Below are 16,048 nucleotides of genomic sequence, written 5' to 3' on the forward strand. Positions count from 1 at the left end.
CCCCAACCGATCACACAAAATCACGTAACGATCAAATTTATTGGCTTGTCACCGGATGATGCGGCGATAATGTCCCGCCGATGATCCAACCTGCCGCATCTCCCGTTCGTTTCGCTCTTGGCGGCCTGGTGGCCATGGCGGTCGGCATGGGTATCGGCCGGTTCATCTTCACGCCGATCCTGCCCGGCATGATGAGTGAGCTCGGCCTGACACCGGGCGACGCGGGCCTTATCGCCTCTGCCAATTATTTCGGTTATCTGCTCGGCGCCATCATTGCCGGCTTCGGCTGGGCGTCGGGCATCGAGCGGCCTCTGGTCTATGTGTCTCTCGCCGCGAGCGCTGCGCTTTGTTTTGCCATGAGTGTCAGCGACGGAGTGATGCTCTTTTCCGTCATCCGTTTCTTTGCAGGCGTTGCCAGCGCCTTCATGCTGGTATTCACCGCAACGATTGTGTTCAGTCATCTCGCCGCTGCCAACCGGCAGGATTTGCAGGCGATGCATTTCGGCGGCGTTGGCACTGGCATAGCGATTTCCTCTCTGCTCGTTGCCGCAAGTTCCGCCAGCGGTCATGGCTGGCGGGAAGACTGGATCGGAGCGGCTGTCCTTTCCGCTCTCGGCCTCGTCGCCGTCTTCGCGCTGATACGGCAAGGCCCGGTGCGTAGCGGTTCGGCTGCAGCGGAGCCGCCCATCGTCTGGACGCCGGAATTCATCAAGATCAACATTGCCTATGGCCTGTTCGGTTTCGGCTACATTATTACCGCAACATTTATCATCGCCATCGTTCGCTCAAGCCATGGCAGCCCGTGGATGGAAGCGCTGGTCTGGTTCGTGACAGGCACTGCAGGGGCTATATCTGTCTGGCTCTGGACACCACTCTTGAGGCGTGCGGGTCCGTTTGTCGCGCTCGCTCTGGGGTGTGCTGTTCAGGCTGTCGGCGTCGCAGCAAGTGTCGTCCTGCCATCGCCGGTCGGGCCCTTGCTGGGCGGTCTTCTGCTGGGGCTGACCTTCATCGTCATCACCGCCTTCGGCTTTCAGGCGGGGCGGGTGCTTCTGCCGGACTCACAGCGCCGCGTCATGGCGGTGATGACCGCGGCATTCGGTATCGGTCAGATCATTGGACCGCTGATCGGCGGATATGTAGCCACCATCACCGGCGATTTCATCATTGCCACGCTTGCTGCGGCAGCGGGTCTGTTGATCGCTGCGCTTTTCGCGTTTTCAGCGGGCGCAAGCAAGCGCTGATAAGCAACTGATTGCTTGATTGCATTGACATTGTGCATGGTTCGACAGGCTTGGTTTGATTGCAGGAGCCAAGAGATTGCAGGCTGCAAATCATCGGGTCCTGCCGGCTATCTCTGCAACCACCAACCTCTTCATGGTCAGCCGTCGAACCACGCACAACTGTTGCGCGGCAATGTCAGCGCCAATATCTACAAATCATTACAGCAATTTAATTACCACGGTTCCCTCTTTGCCCTATTCATGCTGTTAAAGTCGTGCAACTCGTAACACCACAAAATTACAAGACTTTTCACTCGAGGAACCTGCCGTGTTTGTCTCATTTTTTCCCAGGCCAAAGCTCTTCTTCACTTCCGCGGTACTTTGGGCATTGGCGGCCATCTTCCTTTGGTACTTTGGTGGCCAGCAGTTTGGCGGCGTTTTTGGTCTGCCACCCGCTGCCCCGGGTACGCCGGCGATTGTCGGCGTTGCCCTCTTCGTGTCGAAACCTTTTCTCTGGTTCTACATTTACTACGCCGCCGCAACGTTGCTGTTCTACGCGTTCTGGGCCTTTTTCAGTCCGCACCCATGGCAAAATTGGTCCGTCCTCGGCTCCGCATTGATCATCTTTGCCACCTATTTTTCCGTTCAGGTTAGCGTCGCCTTCAATGCATGGTATGGGCCGTATTATGATCTTATTCAGGCGGCGCTCGCCAAGACCACGCCTGTCACCACTGAGCAATTGTATCTCGGCCTTGTCGATATTTCGGGTATCGCCTTTGTGGCGGTCACAATTGGTTCGATAAATTCCTTTTTCATCAGCCACTATATCTTCCGCTGGCGCACGGCGATGAACAATTTCTATATGCAGCATTGGGAACAACTTCGGCATATTGAAGGTGCCTCGCAGCGTGTTCAGGAAGATACGATGCGGTTCTCCACGACCGTGGAAGGCCTCGGCGTCAGTCTGGTTCGCTCTGTGATGACATTGATCGCTTTCTTGCCAGTGCTGTTCACCCTTTCCAAGGAAGTAACCGAACTTCCGATCATCGGCGAAGTACCCTATGCGCTGGTATGGGCCGCGGTAGGCTGGTCCCTGTTTGGAACTGTTTTTCTCGCTGTGGTCGGCTACAGATTGCCGGGGCTAGAGTTCCGCAATCAGCGTGTCGAGGCGGCATATCGTAAGGAGTTGGTCTACGGCGAGGACAATGAGAGCAGGGCGCAGCCCCCGACGATGGCCCAGCTGTTTTCGAATGTCAGGAAAAACTATTTCCGTTTGTACTTCAACTATCTGTATTTCAATGTCGCCCGCATCCTCTATCTCCAGGCCGACAACATCTTCTCGCTGCTGGTGCTCATTCCTTCGATCGCTGCGGGCAAACTTTCTCTCGGGCTGATGACGCAGATATCCAACGTGTTCGACCAGGTGCGCGAGTCGTTCCAGTACCTTGTAAATTCATGGTCTACAATCGTCGAATTGCTGTCGATCTACAAACGCCTCCGCGCGTTCGAATCGGTCATCTACGACGAACCCTTGCCTGAGATCGATCAGCATTTTCTGCAGACCCAATCCGAAGCGTGATGATCGCATAGTGGGCAGCTAGAGTAAGACTCGTTCTAGATCCCGCCGCTCACGGCCGGTTTCAAAAGGTCCGCGCCGGCGACTGGCATCGTTCCGCCAGTCTCCTTCAGATATTCGCTGTACGTCGTGCAGCGCACGTCCGCCTTGATGCAAACCTCGCTGGTAAAGCGCTCCAGCGCGCGCCAATAGGCATCGCCATTCATCAGCGTAAAGTGCAGGCCGATCTGGAACGGAATGCGCTTTCCCTCATACTGACGCTCGAAGGCACCCTTGAACGCGTCATAGGCACGGTTCTCGAATTCGTCGAGGTGATCGGGGCGCTCCACTGCTCCCGAATGGCGCACGAAGAGATTGTAGTCCATGGCGATGACCGGCTTGTTCTTTGGCCCCTCGTCGATCGTGGGGAGTCCGAACTGATAGAGACCGCCGGCATGCAGCGGCAGAGCCGGACCGCGCGATACACCGCTGCCGTCGAAGACATAGCCCTTGTCCCTCAACGCTGAAAGCAGTGCCGGACCTTCCGAAAGATAAGGCGCGCGGAACCCGCGTATTTCCGTATCGACAAAGTGTTTCCAGCCTTGCGGTTCGGGGTCGGTACCATATTTGCTCCAGGCATTGCCGAGCACCTGTTTATATGTCGTCAGTTCCTGTTCCCAGTCTGCCTTCGACCAGGTCCTCCCGTCGAAATGCCCGCAGGCATGGCTGGCGATCTCATTGCCCTCGTTGCGCGCCCGCCAGATATTGTCGAGGCGCTGGGCAATATCCTCCTTCGAAGTGGCAAAGCCGATGTTGGAGCGCCCAGCCGGTTCATTCGGCGCCTGGTAGGACTTCCGGTCATCGCGGTCGATCAGGAACACGCAGGAGAGGAAATAGGTGAATTTGGCGTTTGAACGCTGTGCCAATGCCCGGCTGCGGTCCCAAAGCGCGTTGCTGCCGGAATTGTCAAACGAGATCAGGACGTATTGCGGCTTGGCGCCAATCGAACCGCGCAGCTCCACCCCGCTTGTTGCCAGGGCGGGCACGGATAAGGAGAACGCGAGGGACGCGGCGAGAACGGTACAGATCGAACGCATGATGCGGGATACGCAGCTCCGGGGGAGGGATGTTCGTCGCTACAGGTGAAATGTGGCGATGATCGGACGCGGCGATCCACCGCAAGCAATACACCTTCTAACCCATGCCGCATGGGTCTATCTTCCCGCCAGCATTGAGGGAGGCGGTCATGCTGATACTGATTCTTGGGATCATCGTTTTTCTTGGAATTCATTCGGTACGCATCGTTGCGCCGGAATGGCGTCTCGCCAAGATGGAGCAGTGGGGCGAGAACACGTGGAAAGGCCTTTACTCGGTCATTTCGCTCGTCGGTTTCGTGCTTCTCGTGTGGGGCTATGGCCTGGCCCGGCCCGACGCTCCTGTGCTCTACGAGCCGCCAGTCTGGATGAAACACATCACCGCACTGCTGATGCTGTTCGCCTTCATTTTCCTCGGGCTTTTCATCGCAAAAGCCGGCCGCATGAAACCCACCCTGAAACATCCGATGCTGATCGCCATCAAGACCTGGGCGCTGGCGCATCTGCTCGCCAATGGCGATCTCGCATCGCTCATCCTGTTTCTGTCGTTCCTGGCCTGGGCTGTCGTTGACCGCATTGCCATCAAGCGGCAGGCGCGGGCAGGGCTCGCGGCGCCGTATATCGTTCCCGGCCCGGTCTCCAACGATGTGATCGGCATCGTCATTGGTCTCGTGCTCTACGTGCTCTTCGTATGGAAATTGCATGCGCTTTTGATTGGCGTATCGCCGATGTGAGCTGATCTAGGGGCTATTTTCAACTTAGCCCTTACATCGCGTCACTTTTCCGACTAAAAGCCCCTGAACTCCATGCGCGGACGGCGAGAGCTGCGCCGCGTTTTATCAATTGATCCGGTGGCGCAAGGCTACCCAGAGGCACCATGACTGACGACGGCTTTTTCCGTGAGGTAAATGAAGAACTGCGCTCCGACAAGGTGAAGGCATTCTGGAAGCGCTATGGCTCGCTCCTGATTGGCGCGGTTGTGGCGCTTGTTGTCGGCACGGGCGTCTTTGCCTTCTACGAATACTGGACGGAAAAGCAGGCTTCGCAATCCGGCGATCAGTTTCTCGCCGCGCTCAACCTTGTTCGCGACGGCAAGAACGACGAAGCGTTGAAGACCCTCGACCAGCTCGAAAAGGATGGTTACGGCGCCTATCCGGTGCTCGCCCGCATGCGTGCAGCCGGCGTCATCGCCCAGAAGGGCGATCTTGCCGGTGCGGTCGCCGCCTTCGACAAGGTGTCCGCCGACACGTCCATTCCGCAGGCCATCCGCGATCTTGCCAAGCTTCGCGCCGCCTTCATCCTCGTCGACACCGGCTCTTATGATGATGTGGCGTCGCGCGTCGAGCCTCTTTCATCTGACAGCAATCCGATGCGCCACTCCGCTCGCGAAGCGCTTGGTCTTGCCGCCTGGAAGGCCGGCCGCGGTGCGGATGCCACCAAGCTGTTCCAGCAGATATCCGATGATCAGGCTGCACCCGCCAATGTGCGCCAATTCGCCGATACCATGCTTGATCTCTTGAAGAGCACCGGCGCCACACCTGCCGCTGCCGCCGGCTGAAGAACAGGAATTCAATGAGCTTTACCGTCGCAATAATCGGCCGTCCGAATGTCGGTAAGTCCACGCTGTTCAACCGGCTTGTCGGCCGCAAGATTGCGCTCGTCGACGACCTTCCGGGCGTCACCCGCGATCGCCGCGTCCATGGCGCCAAGCTTTACGATCTGAAGTTCGATGTCATAGATACGGCAGGCCTCGAAGAGGTCGACAGCGAATCGCTCGAAGGCCGTATGCGCGCTCAGACCGAACTTGCCATCGGCGAAGCTGACCTCGTCCTCTTCCTCGTCGATGCCAAGGCCGGCATCACGCCGACCGACGTGACCTTCGCCGATCTCGTGCGGCGTGCAGGCAAAAAGGTTATTTTGGTCGCCAACAAGGCGGAGGCGCGCGGCGCCGAATCGGGCATGTACGATTCCTATGCGCTCGGTCTCGGCGAGCCGACACCGATTTCGGCCGAACACGGCCAGGGTTTCCCGGACCTGCGCGATGCCATTGTCGAGATCATGGGCGAAGAGCGCGTCTTTCCCGATGAGCACAAAAAGGATGATGCAGACGATAGCGTCGCCGTGACGATCCCTGCGGTTCCGCGTTCGCTCGATGAACTGATCGGCGATGATATCGATGATCCCGACGCCGATGACATTCCGGCTTATGATGCATCGAAGCCGTTGCGCATCGCGATTGTCGGCCGCCCCAACGCCGGCAAGTCCACTCTCGTCAATACCATGCTTGGCGAAGACCGGCTGCTGACCGGGCCCGAAGCCGGTATCACCCGTGATTCCATATCTGTCGATTGGGAATGGAACGGCCGCAAGATCAAGCTTTTCGACACCGCCGGCCTGCGCCGCAAGTCGCGTGTGCAGGGCAAGCTCGAAAAGCTTTCCGTCGGCGACGCGCTGCGCGCCATCCGCTTTGCCGAGGTCGTCATCATTGTGCTCGACGCGACGATCCCCTTCGAGAAGCAGGATCTCCAGATCGCGGATCTGATCATCCGGGAAGGCCGGGCACCGGTCATCGCGTTCAACAAATGGGACCTCGTCGAAAACCGTCAGATGGTTCTGGCTGACCTGCGCGAAAAGACCGAACGCCTGTTGCCGCAGATCCGGGGCATTCGCGCGGTACCGATCTCGGGTGAACGCAATCAGGGCATCGACAAGCTGATGGCCGCCGTTGCCTCGACGGACGAGATCTGGAATCGCCGCATCTCGACCGGCCGTCTAAATCGCTGGCTGGAAGGCGTCCTTGCGCATCATCCACCGCCCGCTGTCGCCGGACGGCGCCTCAAAATCAAGTATATCACGCAGGTGAAGACACGCCCGCCGGGCTTCGTCATTTCCTGCTCGCGTCCCGATGCATTTCCGACATCCTATGTGCGCTATCTCGCCAATGGGATACGCGAGACGTTCGATATTCATGGTGTTCCCATCCGTCTTGTGCTTCGCACCTCGGACAATCCCTTCGCCGGGCGGGCAAAGAAGAAGCGGTAGGGAAGCAGTTTCACTATCATTCTCCCGATCTCGTTAACCCTCCATCAAGGTTAATGCTTCATTTTTACGACCAGAATTGTTTGGTTGTGAGTGGGGTATCGGCGTGCGTTTCTCTGGATTGTTGCGGGCGTGTTCCCAGCTGAGTAACCGGACAGATCGGAATATCGTTGGTCCACTGGTCATCGGGGCGGCGATTTATTTGCTCTCCCCGACCGTCACCGCCTACCAGGACATGGCCAGCATGCTGTCCGGTTCTGAGTCCGGCCAGGGTCCCTGGACCTCCTATCTGGAGAAATCGCCGGCCGGCTCCATCCAGAAGGCCAACATGTCCTTCGTCGATGAAAAGGCGGTCACGTCCAGCATTCCCGCGAGTGGTATCAATGCTCCCGGCATTGGCCCGATCGTCATCAATGGCTCGCAGAAAGCACCCGGCGCGACACCCGATGAAGATCGGATCAACCGCTCTGAAAAACAGGGCCGCATTGTCACAATCAGTAAAAAAGCCCCACCCAAGGCGTTTAGCGCCGGTTCCATCCTGCAGCGCCAGAGCATGCTGATTCGTCCGGCGCATGGCGTTGAGGTCGAGATGGCCTTTGCCAAACCCAAGATCGCCGGCAAGGAATTCGAGATCGCGCTTGCATTCCACAACCGCGTTCCTGACAAACCCGAACCGGATTTGCCGCCGATGCTGGCAAACCTCGTCAACAACAATCAGCCGGATGTCCTGGCGCTCGGTTATGCGCCTGCAGCTCCGGATTATTCCAAAACCTCTCCGTTCGACACAATCTTGAACGAACCTAAGCTCCCGGGCCGCTTTATTCCGCAGCTCGGCGCCGGCGACCATGACTGGCTTGCGACGCCCTTGCCCCCCGTCGTATTCACCAAGGAAGAACAGAAGTGTCTGGCAACCGCCATTTATTTTGAAGCGAGGAGTGAAAGCGTCAAAGGCCAGGCGGCTGTCGCACAGGTCATTCTCAATCGCGTCCGCAATCCGGCCTATCCGAAAACCATTTGCAAGGTCGTCTACCAGAACGATGACTGGATCAACCGCTGCCAGTTTTCCTTCGCCTGCGAGGGACGCAAGCTCAACGTAACCGAGCCCAAGCAATGGCAAGTTGCGCAGGAAGTCGCCATGGCCGTCACGTCGGGCCGGATTTTTCTGCCCGAGATCGGCTCAGCCACGCATTATCATGCGGTCTATGTCCGGGCGATGTGGGCCCACACGATGAAGCGCATCGACAGGATCGGCCAGCACATCTTTTATCGCACCTATGGCGGCGGCTGGATTTGATCCCCGGACGCTTGGAAACAACGGGAAAGCTGCTATATTGAGAACTGGAGTGGGGAACGAGCTTTCGCCCGCCCCCCGTTCCTTATGTGAAGAATTGGACCCGGAGCGTGACTTGCCAGCCAGTCCGGGTCCTTTTCAACATAAGGGCGATGCTAAACGGAAATCTCCGCATAGTTCACCTCCAGATTTGAAGGCAGGGCCTTTGCCCAAAGGTCGAAGCGGCCATCCCTTCGATGCACCGGCTGGCTCGGTGCTTCCTGCTTTAGCCCTCAAATCCCCTGATGCTGTCCGCTTTTCATTTATGGTCGGATCAATGCACCCCGCAAGAAACGCAGGGTTGAACCAGACCGCGTGACATCTGAAAATGTCGCCGCTCGGCTCCGTCGGCGCGCTCCCCATCCGCATGATCGGCATGGATTCGGCCGCAAAACTTCGATCAAGAGGTGAGACATATAGTCATATTTGGCTAACATATTGAATTTCACTACGAAAATTACCCTTGAGAGTCTCGGCTATGCGCCTTGACTAGCGTGGACCGTAACAATATGTTGCGCGCGACTTCGAAGCGGGGGTGAAGCCTCGCATTCAGCGTGTAAAGGACATGCCATTGGCCACGGGTAAGGATCCCGATAAGTCAGGTTCTGTCGGCAGCACGCCGGGTGCCGGGAAGATGCTGACTTCGGAGGAACTGGAGAGCCGTCGCCGTGCTCTAGGGGCAAAACTTGCTTCCAGAGGTGCAGCGCGACAATCCGGTTCAGACGACAAGGGGACGGAAACCGCCTCCGGTGTCGCGCAGGCCATGAAGTTGTCGAGCGAGTTTATCGCCGGCGTTCTGGTTGGTGCGGGGTTGGGCTGGTTAGCTGACCGATTTTTGGGTACTTCACCTTGGGGGCTTATCATTCTGCTCCTCCTTGGTTTTTGTGCTGGAACGCTGAATATCCTGCGCTCTGCGGGACGTGTGGCGGAAAACCGTGGTCTGCAGTCCATCAGGGATGCCGAGCGCGACAAACCGGAATAGCCTTGCGGGCTGATGCTTGCGGGAATGATGCGAGAGAGACGAGGTTACAGTGTCCAACGATCCGATTCATCAATTCCATATCACCAAGTGGATTCCCATTGATCTGGGTGGAATCGATCTATCCTTCACCAATTCGTCTGCCTTCATGGTGGCGACGGTTGGCGTTGCATCGGCATTTCTCTATCTGACCTCCTCCAATCGCGGTCTCATTCCAACCCGCCTGCAATCCATTTCGGAAATGGCCTATGAGTTCGTCGCCTCGACCTTGCGCGAATCGGCGGGCAATGCCGGAATGAAGTTCTTCCCGTTCGTTTTCTCGCTGTTCATGTTCGTGCTCGTTGCCAATATGCTCGGCATGTTTCCTTATTTCTTCACAGTCACCAGCCAGATCATCGTCACCTTTGCGCTTGCTATTCTGGTGATTGGCACCGTGCTTGCCTATGGTTTTGCCAAGCATGGCTTCAAGTTTCTCGGCGTATTCATTCCGTCCGGCGTACCTGCGCCGCTGCTTTTGCTGGTGGTGCCGATCGAGATCATCTCGTTCCTTTCCCGTCCGATCAGCCTTTCGGTTCGTCTCTTCGCCAACATGCTTGCTGGCCACATTACGCTGAAAGTGTTTGCCGGTTTCGTCGCGTCCTTGAGCGCCCTCGGTGCGCTCGGTATAGGCGGCGCCGTGCTGCCGCTTGCGATGACAGTGGCGCTGACCGGTCTCGAATTTTTGGTGGCTTTCCTTCAGGCCTACGTCTTCACCGTGCTTACCTGCATGTATCTGAACGACGCAGTCCATCCCGGCGGTCACTAAAAAGACTTCACCGGCGGAGTTCCGCCAAACGCAATCTATCAATGATGAATCGATCTAAAAGGAGTTTAATATGGATCCGGTAGCAGCAAAGTACATCGGTGCAGGTCTTGCCTGTTTTGGTATGGCCGGAACGGCCCTCGGCCTCGGCAATATTTTCGGCAGCTATCTCTCCGGTGCATTGCGCAATCCATCAGCAGCTGATGGCCAGTTCGGCCGTCTGGTATTCGGCTTTGCCGTTACCGAAGCTTTGGGCATCTTCTCGCTGCTCATCGCTCTCCTGCTTCTCTTCGCTGTTTAAACTGAACGGCGCTTGATACTAGTGGAGCGGATTTGACATTCGCATCCCGCGTGACATCGGTCCCTCAAGCGAATGTCAAATCCAAAGCTCCACTAGCACGTTGAATTTGCTAGTGGTCTTTCGATTCCAACATTTGTGAGCGATTGGTTTAGAGGGATGCAAATGTTGGAATCGGACCACTAGCTGCGCTCTGCGTGGCCAGTTTCTTATCTGCAGCAAATTATGTTTGCTGATCTGGGAAACGCCCGACTTCAAGGGGATTTTATATGTTTGTGTCTTCGGCGAACGCCGCATCCACAACGGAAACAGTCGCTCAGACCGACACGCATGGTACACCCGAACCGGCTGTACCGGGCGCGACGCCTGACGCCCACGCAGCCGAGACGCACACTGAAACCGGTGTGCCGCATCAGCAAGGTGTTTTCCCACCCTTCGACTCCAGCCATTTTGCATCGCAGATCCTCTGGCTGGCGGTGACATTTGCCGCATTTTACCTGTTCCTGTCCCGCGTGGTTCTGCCGCGCATCGGCGGTATGATCGAAACCCGCCGTGATCGCATCGCGACCGATCTCGATCAGGCCGCTCGCATGAAGCAGGATTCGGATGAGGCCTTTGCAGCCTACGAGCAGGAGCTGGCCGACGCCAAGAAGAAGGCCGGTGGCATTGCCCAGACGGCCCGTGATGAAGCCAAGGCAAAAGCCGACGCCGAACAGGCCGACATTTCGGCAGCCCTCGAGAAGAAATTGAGCGACGCCGAAGCCAGCATTGCCGCCATCAAGGACAAGGCGATGAAGGAAGTCGGTACGATTGCGGAAGATACTGCAAGCGAGATCGTCAAGAAGATCCTCGGCGGTAGCATCGACAAGGCTAGCATATCCGCCGCGGTCAAAGCTGTTCGGAGCTGAGGAGAACCACAATGGAATTCGACGCAACATTCTATGCCCTGGTCGGTCTCGTCATCTTCCTGGCGCTGATGGTCTATCTGAAAGTTCCGGCAGTCGTTAACAAATCTCTCGACGGTCGCGCTGATAAGATTCGCGACGAGCTGGAAGAAGCCCGCCGCCTGCGCGAGGAAGCGCAATCCTTGCTTGCGGAATTCCAGCGCAAGCGTAAGGAAGCCGAAAAGGAAGCGGGCGAGATCGTCGCGGCTGCCGAGCGCGAAGCGCATGGCCTTCTCGAAGAAGCCAAACAGAAGACCGAAGAATATGTCGCGCGCCGCAAGAAGCTCGCCGAGCAAAAGATCGCCCAGGCCGAGACCGAAGCCGTCAACGAAGTTCGGTCTTCCGCCGTCGATATCGCGGTCGCGGCGGCCAGCCACATTCTTGGCAAGAAGGTGGACGCCAAGACCTCGGCGGACTTCTTCAAGTCATCGCTGAGCGAAGTAAAATCCCGCCTCAACTAAGCTAAGAACGCGAACGGCGAACGTTCACGAAGCCGCCGAAAGGCGGCTTTTTTCATTCTCACCTTGATCTGAATCCGTAGACAGTTTGCGCAGGAATTCCTGAATCTTGCACAAGAATTGGCGATTCTGGACAAGAAATGGCGAATCTGGCGCAAGAATTTCAACCCATGAGGGAAATTTGGTGGTGCCAAGTTGAAATACTAGATTTGACGCTCTTTCAGCGGCGAGAAGCTAAAGCGGTGGAGGCCGACCACCGGACCATGCGCCTCCATGGCATTGCGGTGGTACTCCGTCCCATATCCGGCGTGCATTTCCAGACCATAAAGCGGAAAGTATTTGCCGGTCTGTGACATCATCCGGTCGCGTGTCACCTTAGCGAGGATGGAGGCCGCCGCGATCGATACGGAACGTTGATCGCCCTTGATCAGCGCCGTCGCCGGGCAGGGAAGCCCCGGGGCCACGTCGCGCCCGTCGATGAGCGCATGACCCGGAATGATTGCCAAGCCGCATACAGCCCGGCGCATCGCCTCCAGTGCAGCTTTCAGAATATCGGTTGCGTCGATCACCGGCGCAGAAATGCTCGAAACAGCGCAAGCAAACGCCGTTTCCGTAATAATATCAAACAGTTCCTCGCGGCGCTGCGCCGTCAGCCGTTTCGAATCGTCAAGGCCTTTTGGTATTTTCTTGGGATTCAAAATGACCGCGGCGGCTACCACTGGTCCTGCCAGCGGACCGCGTCCAGCCTCGTCTATACCCGCGATAAGCTCGATCCCGCTGCGCATAAGCTTCCGTTCGCTGGCAAAATCCGGTTTGCCAGGTTCGATAGGAAGAAGCAGAGAATCAGAACGCGATCGAGCCATGTTGCGACGAGCCTCGCATTCGCTCTGATTCTCTGCAAGCCCTTGGATAGCTGATAGGGCGGGGCTACCCAAGGGTTACGCCGGGCTAGGGGGGAGCCAGACGCAATTAACCCATTGATTTCATTATTAATCCATCCAAAACTCTCGCGACTGCAGCTTAAAAATTATAACAGCGACAATTGTTCGCTTCCGGGTGTGGCCTCGAACAAATCCGTCCTCAGCCGGCGCTTGTCCACATTGATGCCAAGTCGCTTGGCTGCTATTTCAAATCGCCTACCGATCTGCCAGGCATAGGGTCCCTCACCGCGCATGCGTTTACCCCATTCCGCATCGTAATCCTTGCCACCTCGCATTGACCGGACAAGCGAGAGAACGTGGCGGTAGCGATCCGGATAGTTGCGTAGCAGCCAGTCTTTGAAGATCGGGCTGACCTCCAGCGGCAGGCGCAAAAGCACATAACCAGCCTCTCTGGCGCCCATGGCGTGGGCACTGTCGAGAATACGTTCGATCTCATGATCGTTGAGGCCGGGAATGACCGGGGCAACCATCACGCTCACCGGAATACCGGCATCCGAGAGACTGCGAAGCGCTTGCAGGCGCCTCGTCGGTGTCGAGGCGCGAGGCTCCATCGTCCGTGCAAGCTTGCCATCGAGTGACGTCACCGAAAGCGCAACCTTGGCGAGGCCTTTCTCGGCCATGCGTGCAAGAATGTCCTGATCTCGCACAACCAACGCGGATTTTGTAACGATTCCAACGGGGTGTTGATGCGCCTCCAGCACCTGCAAGATGTCCCGCATGATGCGCCATTTCTTTTCCACAGGCTGATACGGATCTGTGTTCGTGCCGATCGCAATCGTCTTTGCCGTATAGCCGGGTTTGGACAATTCCTTGTCCAGCATCTTCGCCGCATCGGGCTTGGCAAACAGCCTGGATTCAAAATCCAACCCTGCCGAAAGACCCATATAGGTGTGGGTAGGGCGGGCGAAACAATAGATGCACCCGTGCTCGCATCCGCGATAGGGATTGATCGAACGGTCGAAACTGATATCCGGCGAGTCGTTGCGGGTGATGATCGTGCGGGGCTTTTCCACCTGCACTTCGGTCTTGAAAGGTGGCAGATCCTCGATGGTTTCCCAGCCATCATCGTAAACATGGCGGGTTTCCGCTTCGAACCTGCCGGTTGGATTGATGCCGGCTCCGCGACCGCGCCGCCGTTGATGGTCAACCCTCAGGCCAGCTTCCTCGATCAACGCGTTCGCATGTTGTGCACGGCCCTGACCAAAGGCAGCCTTGTCTGCTTGCACCACAATGTTCATTTGCCTTGTCTCCTTCGGCAGGGAGCGGAACGAGTCGCTCTTCATGGCCGCAACATGAATCTATTCCTAGCAAACTTTGAGAACAAAGCAAGAACAATCTTCACCGAAAGGAGTGATGGAAATTCCTATAATAATACTATATTGGCTCCTGATGATTTCCGTCCTGATTGAAACCCAAAATTCGGATGAGGCTTTGGCGAGGACGCTTGGCGGACTGGTGGGCGGCGCCGTGGAAGGTATTTTGAGCGATGTGATCATTATCGATCAGGGCTCTATTGATCAGACCCATCGTGTTGCCGATGCCGCCGGATGCATCTTTCTGCAGGACCAGACTTTAATCGATGGCTTCAGGCGGGCGCGTAGCGAATGGTTCCTGTTTCTCGAGCCGGGCGCGCGACTTCTGGATGGTTGGATGGAGCCTACGGCAGTCCATGTGGAGCGGATGCAGGGTCCTGCTTGCTTTACCCGCTCCCACACTCATCGCAGGCCGTTTCTTAGCCGCGTATTCTCTCCGGGAAACCCGTTGGCTGATGGGCTGCTAATTTCGAAGCGCCAATCAATGGCATTGTTCAGCCCAGGAAAGAGGGCGGCCGATATTGCGCGCGGGCTTGCGATGAAACGGCTTAGGGCGGAGATTATTCCGGCCTCGTCAGCAAAAACCTAGCCCTTGCCGCTGCGCGTCAGATGTTCATCCAGCCGCGGCATGATCTCGACGAAATTGCACGGCATGTGCCGGTAATCCAGCTGATACTGCAGAATATTATCCCAAGCGTCTCTGCAGGCGCCGGGCGAACCGGGCAGAACGAAAATGAAGGTCGCGTTGATGACGCCGCCGGTTGCCCGCGATTGAATCGTCGAAGTGCCGATCTTGTCATAGGAAATGCGGTGGAACACTTCGGAAAAGCCGTCCATACGCTTTTCGAAGATTGCCTCAAGTGCTTCCGGGGTCACATCGCGGCCGGTAAAGCCGGTGCCGCCGGTGGTGATGATCACGTCGATTTGCGGGTCTTTTGACCATAGAAGCACGCGATCCCGAATTTTCTTGGCGTCATCGGTAACGATGGTGCGCTCTGCCAGTATATGACCTGCGGCGAGAAGCCTCTCCGTCAGAGTGGTCCCGGATTTGTCATCTTCGAGCGTGCGTGTATCGGAAACCGTCAGAACAGCGATCTTTACCGGCAGAAATGGTCGTGACTCATCGATCCGGGCCAAGATCATCTCCTCCCATAATATTGTGTGTGGCGACAATGAACCAACCCGGCTGAACCCGCTTGAGTGCCGCTGCCGCAGCCTCGGCCTCTCGGTCGTTGTCATAAATTGCAAAGCAGGTACCTCCGGAACCGGACATGCGCACCAGGAGAGGATCCGTATTGCGCAACGCCTTCATGGCATCGCCGATTGTCGTAGTGAGCTTTTCAGCTGCCGGATAGAGATGGTTGTCCGTCTTCCCCAGATAGAGGCAGACATCGCGCACGCTGGAGAGCTCGGGCAGCCCGGGAAGAGGCTGGTTGTCGCGGTTTACAAGCGCCGAAAAAACTTGAGGAGTTGAGGTTGCTACACCACCATTGACGAGGACCATCGGCAAATGCGGAAAGTCGCCGATGCCTTCGATCTCCTCGCCGATGCCTCGTGCAATCAATGGCTGGCCATACAGGCACATTGGGACATCCGCGCCCAAGGTCAGGCCGATTGCGGCCAGTTCGTTCGTTTCGACGCCCCAGAGCGCTGCCAGCGCCTGCAAAGTGGCTGCGGCATCACTCGAACCGCCGCCAATACCCGAAGCGACCGGAAGGTGCTTTTCAAGATGAATGGCAACAGGAGCGGCCTTTTCGGGATACCAGGCGCGCAGAGCATTCCTTGCCCTGAGTACGAGGTTGGTATCGTCATCGGGCAAGCCGCGTCCGAAAGGGCCTGACACTTCGAAGGTGTCGAATGGCGCCGGTTTTACGCTCACCTTGTCGCCGACACGCGCAAATACAACGAGGCTGTCGAGCAGGTGATAGCCGTCATCCCTGCGCCCGGTCACATGCAGGGCAAGATTGATCTTGGCCGGGGCGATCAAGCTGATCGTACGCTCTGGTGCCTCGGGCGATAATATAGGCGCAGTTCTGTTTCCCGGTTGCCGAGACAATCCACGCGAAAGGTTGCGA

At 57.1% G+C, this 16,048-nt stretch carries 17 protein-coding genes; 12 read left to right on the forward strand and 5 right to left on the reverse strand.

Going from position 1 to position 16,048, the window contains the following annotated elements; translation table 11 throughout:
• Positions 1 to 80 precede the first annotated feature (80 nt).
• Both J2X72_RS11450 and sbmA read left to right on the forward strand, forming a co-directional pair.
• Complete coding sequence (locus tag J2X72_RS11450) at positions 81 to 1,241, forward strand: YbfB/YjiJ family MFS transporter (protein WP_310071977.1); 1,161 nt, start codon at positions 81 to 83, stop codon at positions 1,239 to 1,241.
• Between the two features lie 307 nt (positions 1,242 to 1,548).
• The gene (gene sbmA / locus J2X72_RS11455) at positions 1,549 to 2,799 is read left to right on the forward strand and encodes a peptide antibiotic transporter SbmA (protein ID WP_310071979.1); all 1,251 of its coding nucleotides are present in this window, start codon (positions 1,549 to 1,551) and stop codon (positions 2,797 to 2,799) included.
• Between the two features lie 35 nt (positions 2,800 to 2,834).
• On the opposite strand, the gene J2X72_RS11460 is transcribed toward sbmA, so the two are convergent.
• The gene (locus J2X72_RS11460; protein ID WP_209997763.1) at positions 2,835 to 3,872 is read right to left on the reverse strand and encodes a polysaccharide deacetylase; all 1,038 of its coding nucleotides are present in this window, start codon (positions 3,870 to 3,872) and stop codon (positions 2,835 to 2,837) included.
• 149 nt (positions 3,873 to 4,021) lie between these two features.
• On the opposite strand from J2X72_RS11460, the gene J2X72_RS11465 reads away from it, so the two are divergent.
• The 9 genes from J2X72_RS11465 (at position 4,022) to J2X72_RS11505 (ending at position 11,722) form a co-directional block, all read left to right on the forward strand.
• Complete coding sequence (locus J2X72_RS11465) at positions 4,022 to 4,603, forward strand: NnrU family protein (protein WP_310071984.1); 582 nt, start codon at positions 4,022 to 4,024, stop codon at positions 4,601 to 4,603.
• A 143-nt stretch (positions 4,604 to 4,746) separates the two neighbouring features.
• Positions 4,747 to 5,427 (forward strand): tetratricopeptide repeat protein, encoded by a 681-nt coding sequence (locus J2X72_RS11470; protein ID WP_310071987.1) that lies wholly within the window; start codon positions 4,747 to 4,749, stop codon positions 5,425 to 5,427.
• Between the two features lie 14 nt (positions 5,428 to 5,441).
• Complete coding sequence (der, locus tag J2X72_RS11475; protein ID WP_209997760.1) at positions 5,442 to 6,911, forward strand: ribosome biogenesis GTPase Der; 1,470 nt, start codon at positions 5,442 to 5,444, stop codon at positions 6,909 to 6,911.
• A 232-nt stretch (positions 6,912 to 7,143) separates the two neighbouring features.
• Positions 7,144 to 8,202 carry a cell wall hydrolase gene (locus J2X72_RS11480; RefSeq protein ID WP_310072221.1) on the forward strand — a complete coding sequence of 353 codons (1,059 nt, stop codon included), beginning with the start codon at positions 7,144 to 7,146 and terminating at the stop codon, positions 8,200 to 8,202.
• Positions 8,203 to 8,809: 607 nt separating this feature from the next.
• Positions 8,810 to 9,220 carry an AtpZ/AtpI family protein gene (locus J2X72_RS11485; protein ID WP_209997759.1) on the forward strand — a complete coding sequence of 137 codons (411 nt, stop codon included), beginning with the start codon at positions 8,810 to 8,812 and terminating at the stop codon, positions 9,218 to 9,220.
• Positions 9,221 to 9,269: 49 nt separating this feature from the next.
• Entirely contained in the window at positions 9,270 to 10,022 is a 753-nt protein-coding gene (locus tag J2X72_RS11490; protein ID WP_209997758.1) for a F0F1 ATP synthase subunit A, read from the forward strand.
• Between the two features lie 70 nt (positions 10,023 to 10,092).
• Positions 10,093 to 10,320, forward strand: a complete 228-nt coding sequence (locus J2X72_RS11495; protein ID WP_008125314.1) for a F0F1 ATP synthase subunit C — start codon at positions 10,093 to 10,095, stop codon at positions 10,318 to 10,320.
• A 266-nt stretch (positions 10,321 to 10,586) separates the two neighbouring features.
• Positions 10,587 to 11,225, forward strand: a complete 639-nt coding sequence (locus J2X72_RS11500; protein WP_310072001.1) for a F0F1 ATP synthase subunit B — start codon at positions 10,587 to 10,589, stop codon at positions 11,223 to 11,225.
• Between the two features lie 11 nt (positions 11,226 to 11,236).
• Positions 11,237 to 11,722 (forward strand): F0F1 ATP synthase subunit B, encoded by a 486-nt coding sequence (locus tag J2X72_RS11505; protein ID WP_209997756.1) that lies wholly within the window; start codon positions 11,237 to 11,239, stop codon positions 11,720 to 11,722.
• Positions 11,723 to 11,922: 200 nt separating this feature from the next.
• Here J2X72_RS11505 and J2X72_RS11510 read toward each other — a convergent pair whose 3' ends face one another.
• Both J2X72_RS11510 and J2X72_RS11515 read right to left on the reverse strand, forming a co-directional pair.
• Positions 11,923 to 12,582, reverse strand: a complete 660-nt coding sequence (locus J2X72_RS11510; RefSeq protein ID WP_310072005.1) for a ribonuclease HII — start codon at positions 12,580 to 12,582, stop codon at positions 11,923 to 11,925.
• Positions 12,583 to 12,746: 164 nt separating this feature from the next.
• Positions 12,747 to 13,898 carry a PA0069 family radical SAM protein gene (locus J2X72_RS11515; protein ID WP_209997754.1) on the reverse strand — a complete coding sequence of 384 codons (1,152 nt, stop codon included), beginning with the start codon at positions 13,896 to 13,898 and terminating at the stop codon, positions 12,747 to 12,749.
• Between the two features lie 115 nt (positions 13,899 to 14,013).
• Between J2X72_RS11515 and J2X72_RS11520 the strand changes: the two genes are divergently transcribed.
• The gene (locus tag J2X72_RS11520; RefSeq protein WP_310072007.1) at positions 14,014 to 14,562 is read left to right on the forward strand and encodes a glycosyl transferase family 2; all 549 of its coding nucleotides are present in this window, start codon (positions 14,014 to 14,016) and stop codon (positions 14,560 to 14,562) included.
• Here the strand turns inward: J2X72_RS11520 and moaB are convergent.
• Together moaB and J2X72_RS11530 are read right to left on the reverse strand one after the other, a co-directional pair.
• A complete protein-coding gene (moaB, locus tag J2X72_RS11525; protein ID WP_310072009.1) occupies positions 14,559 to 15,110 on the reverse strand; it encodes a molybdenum cofactor biosynthesis protein B in 552 nt (183 codons plus the stop codon). The two genes, J2X72_RS11520 and moaB, sit on opposite strands and share 4 nt — an antisense overlap.
• Positions 15,094 to 15,996, reverse strand: coding sequence for a 4-(cytidine 5'-diphospho)-2-C-methyl-D-erythritol kinase (locus tag J2X72_RS11530; protein ID WP_405044698.1), 903 nt, complete (start codon positions 15,994 to 15,996; stop codon positions 15,094 to 15,096). Before J2X72_RS11530 ends, moaB begins: the two co-directional genes overlap by 17 nt.
• Positions 15,997 to 16,048 lie beyond the last annotated feature (52 nt).

This window comes from Phyllobacterium sp. 1468 (genome assembly GCF_031455525.1).
Classification (GTDB): Bacteria; Pseudomonadota; Alphaproteobacteria; order Rhizobiales; family Rhizobiaceae; genus Phyllobacterium.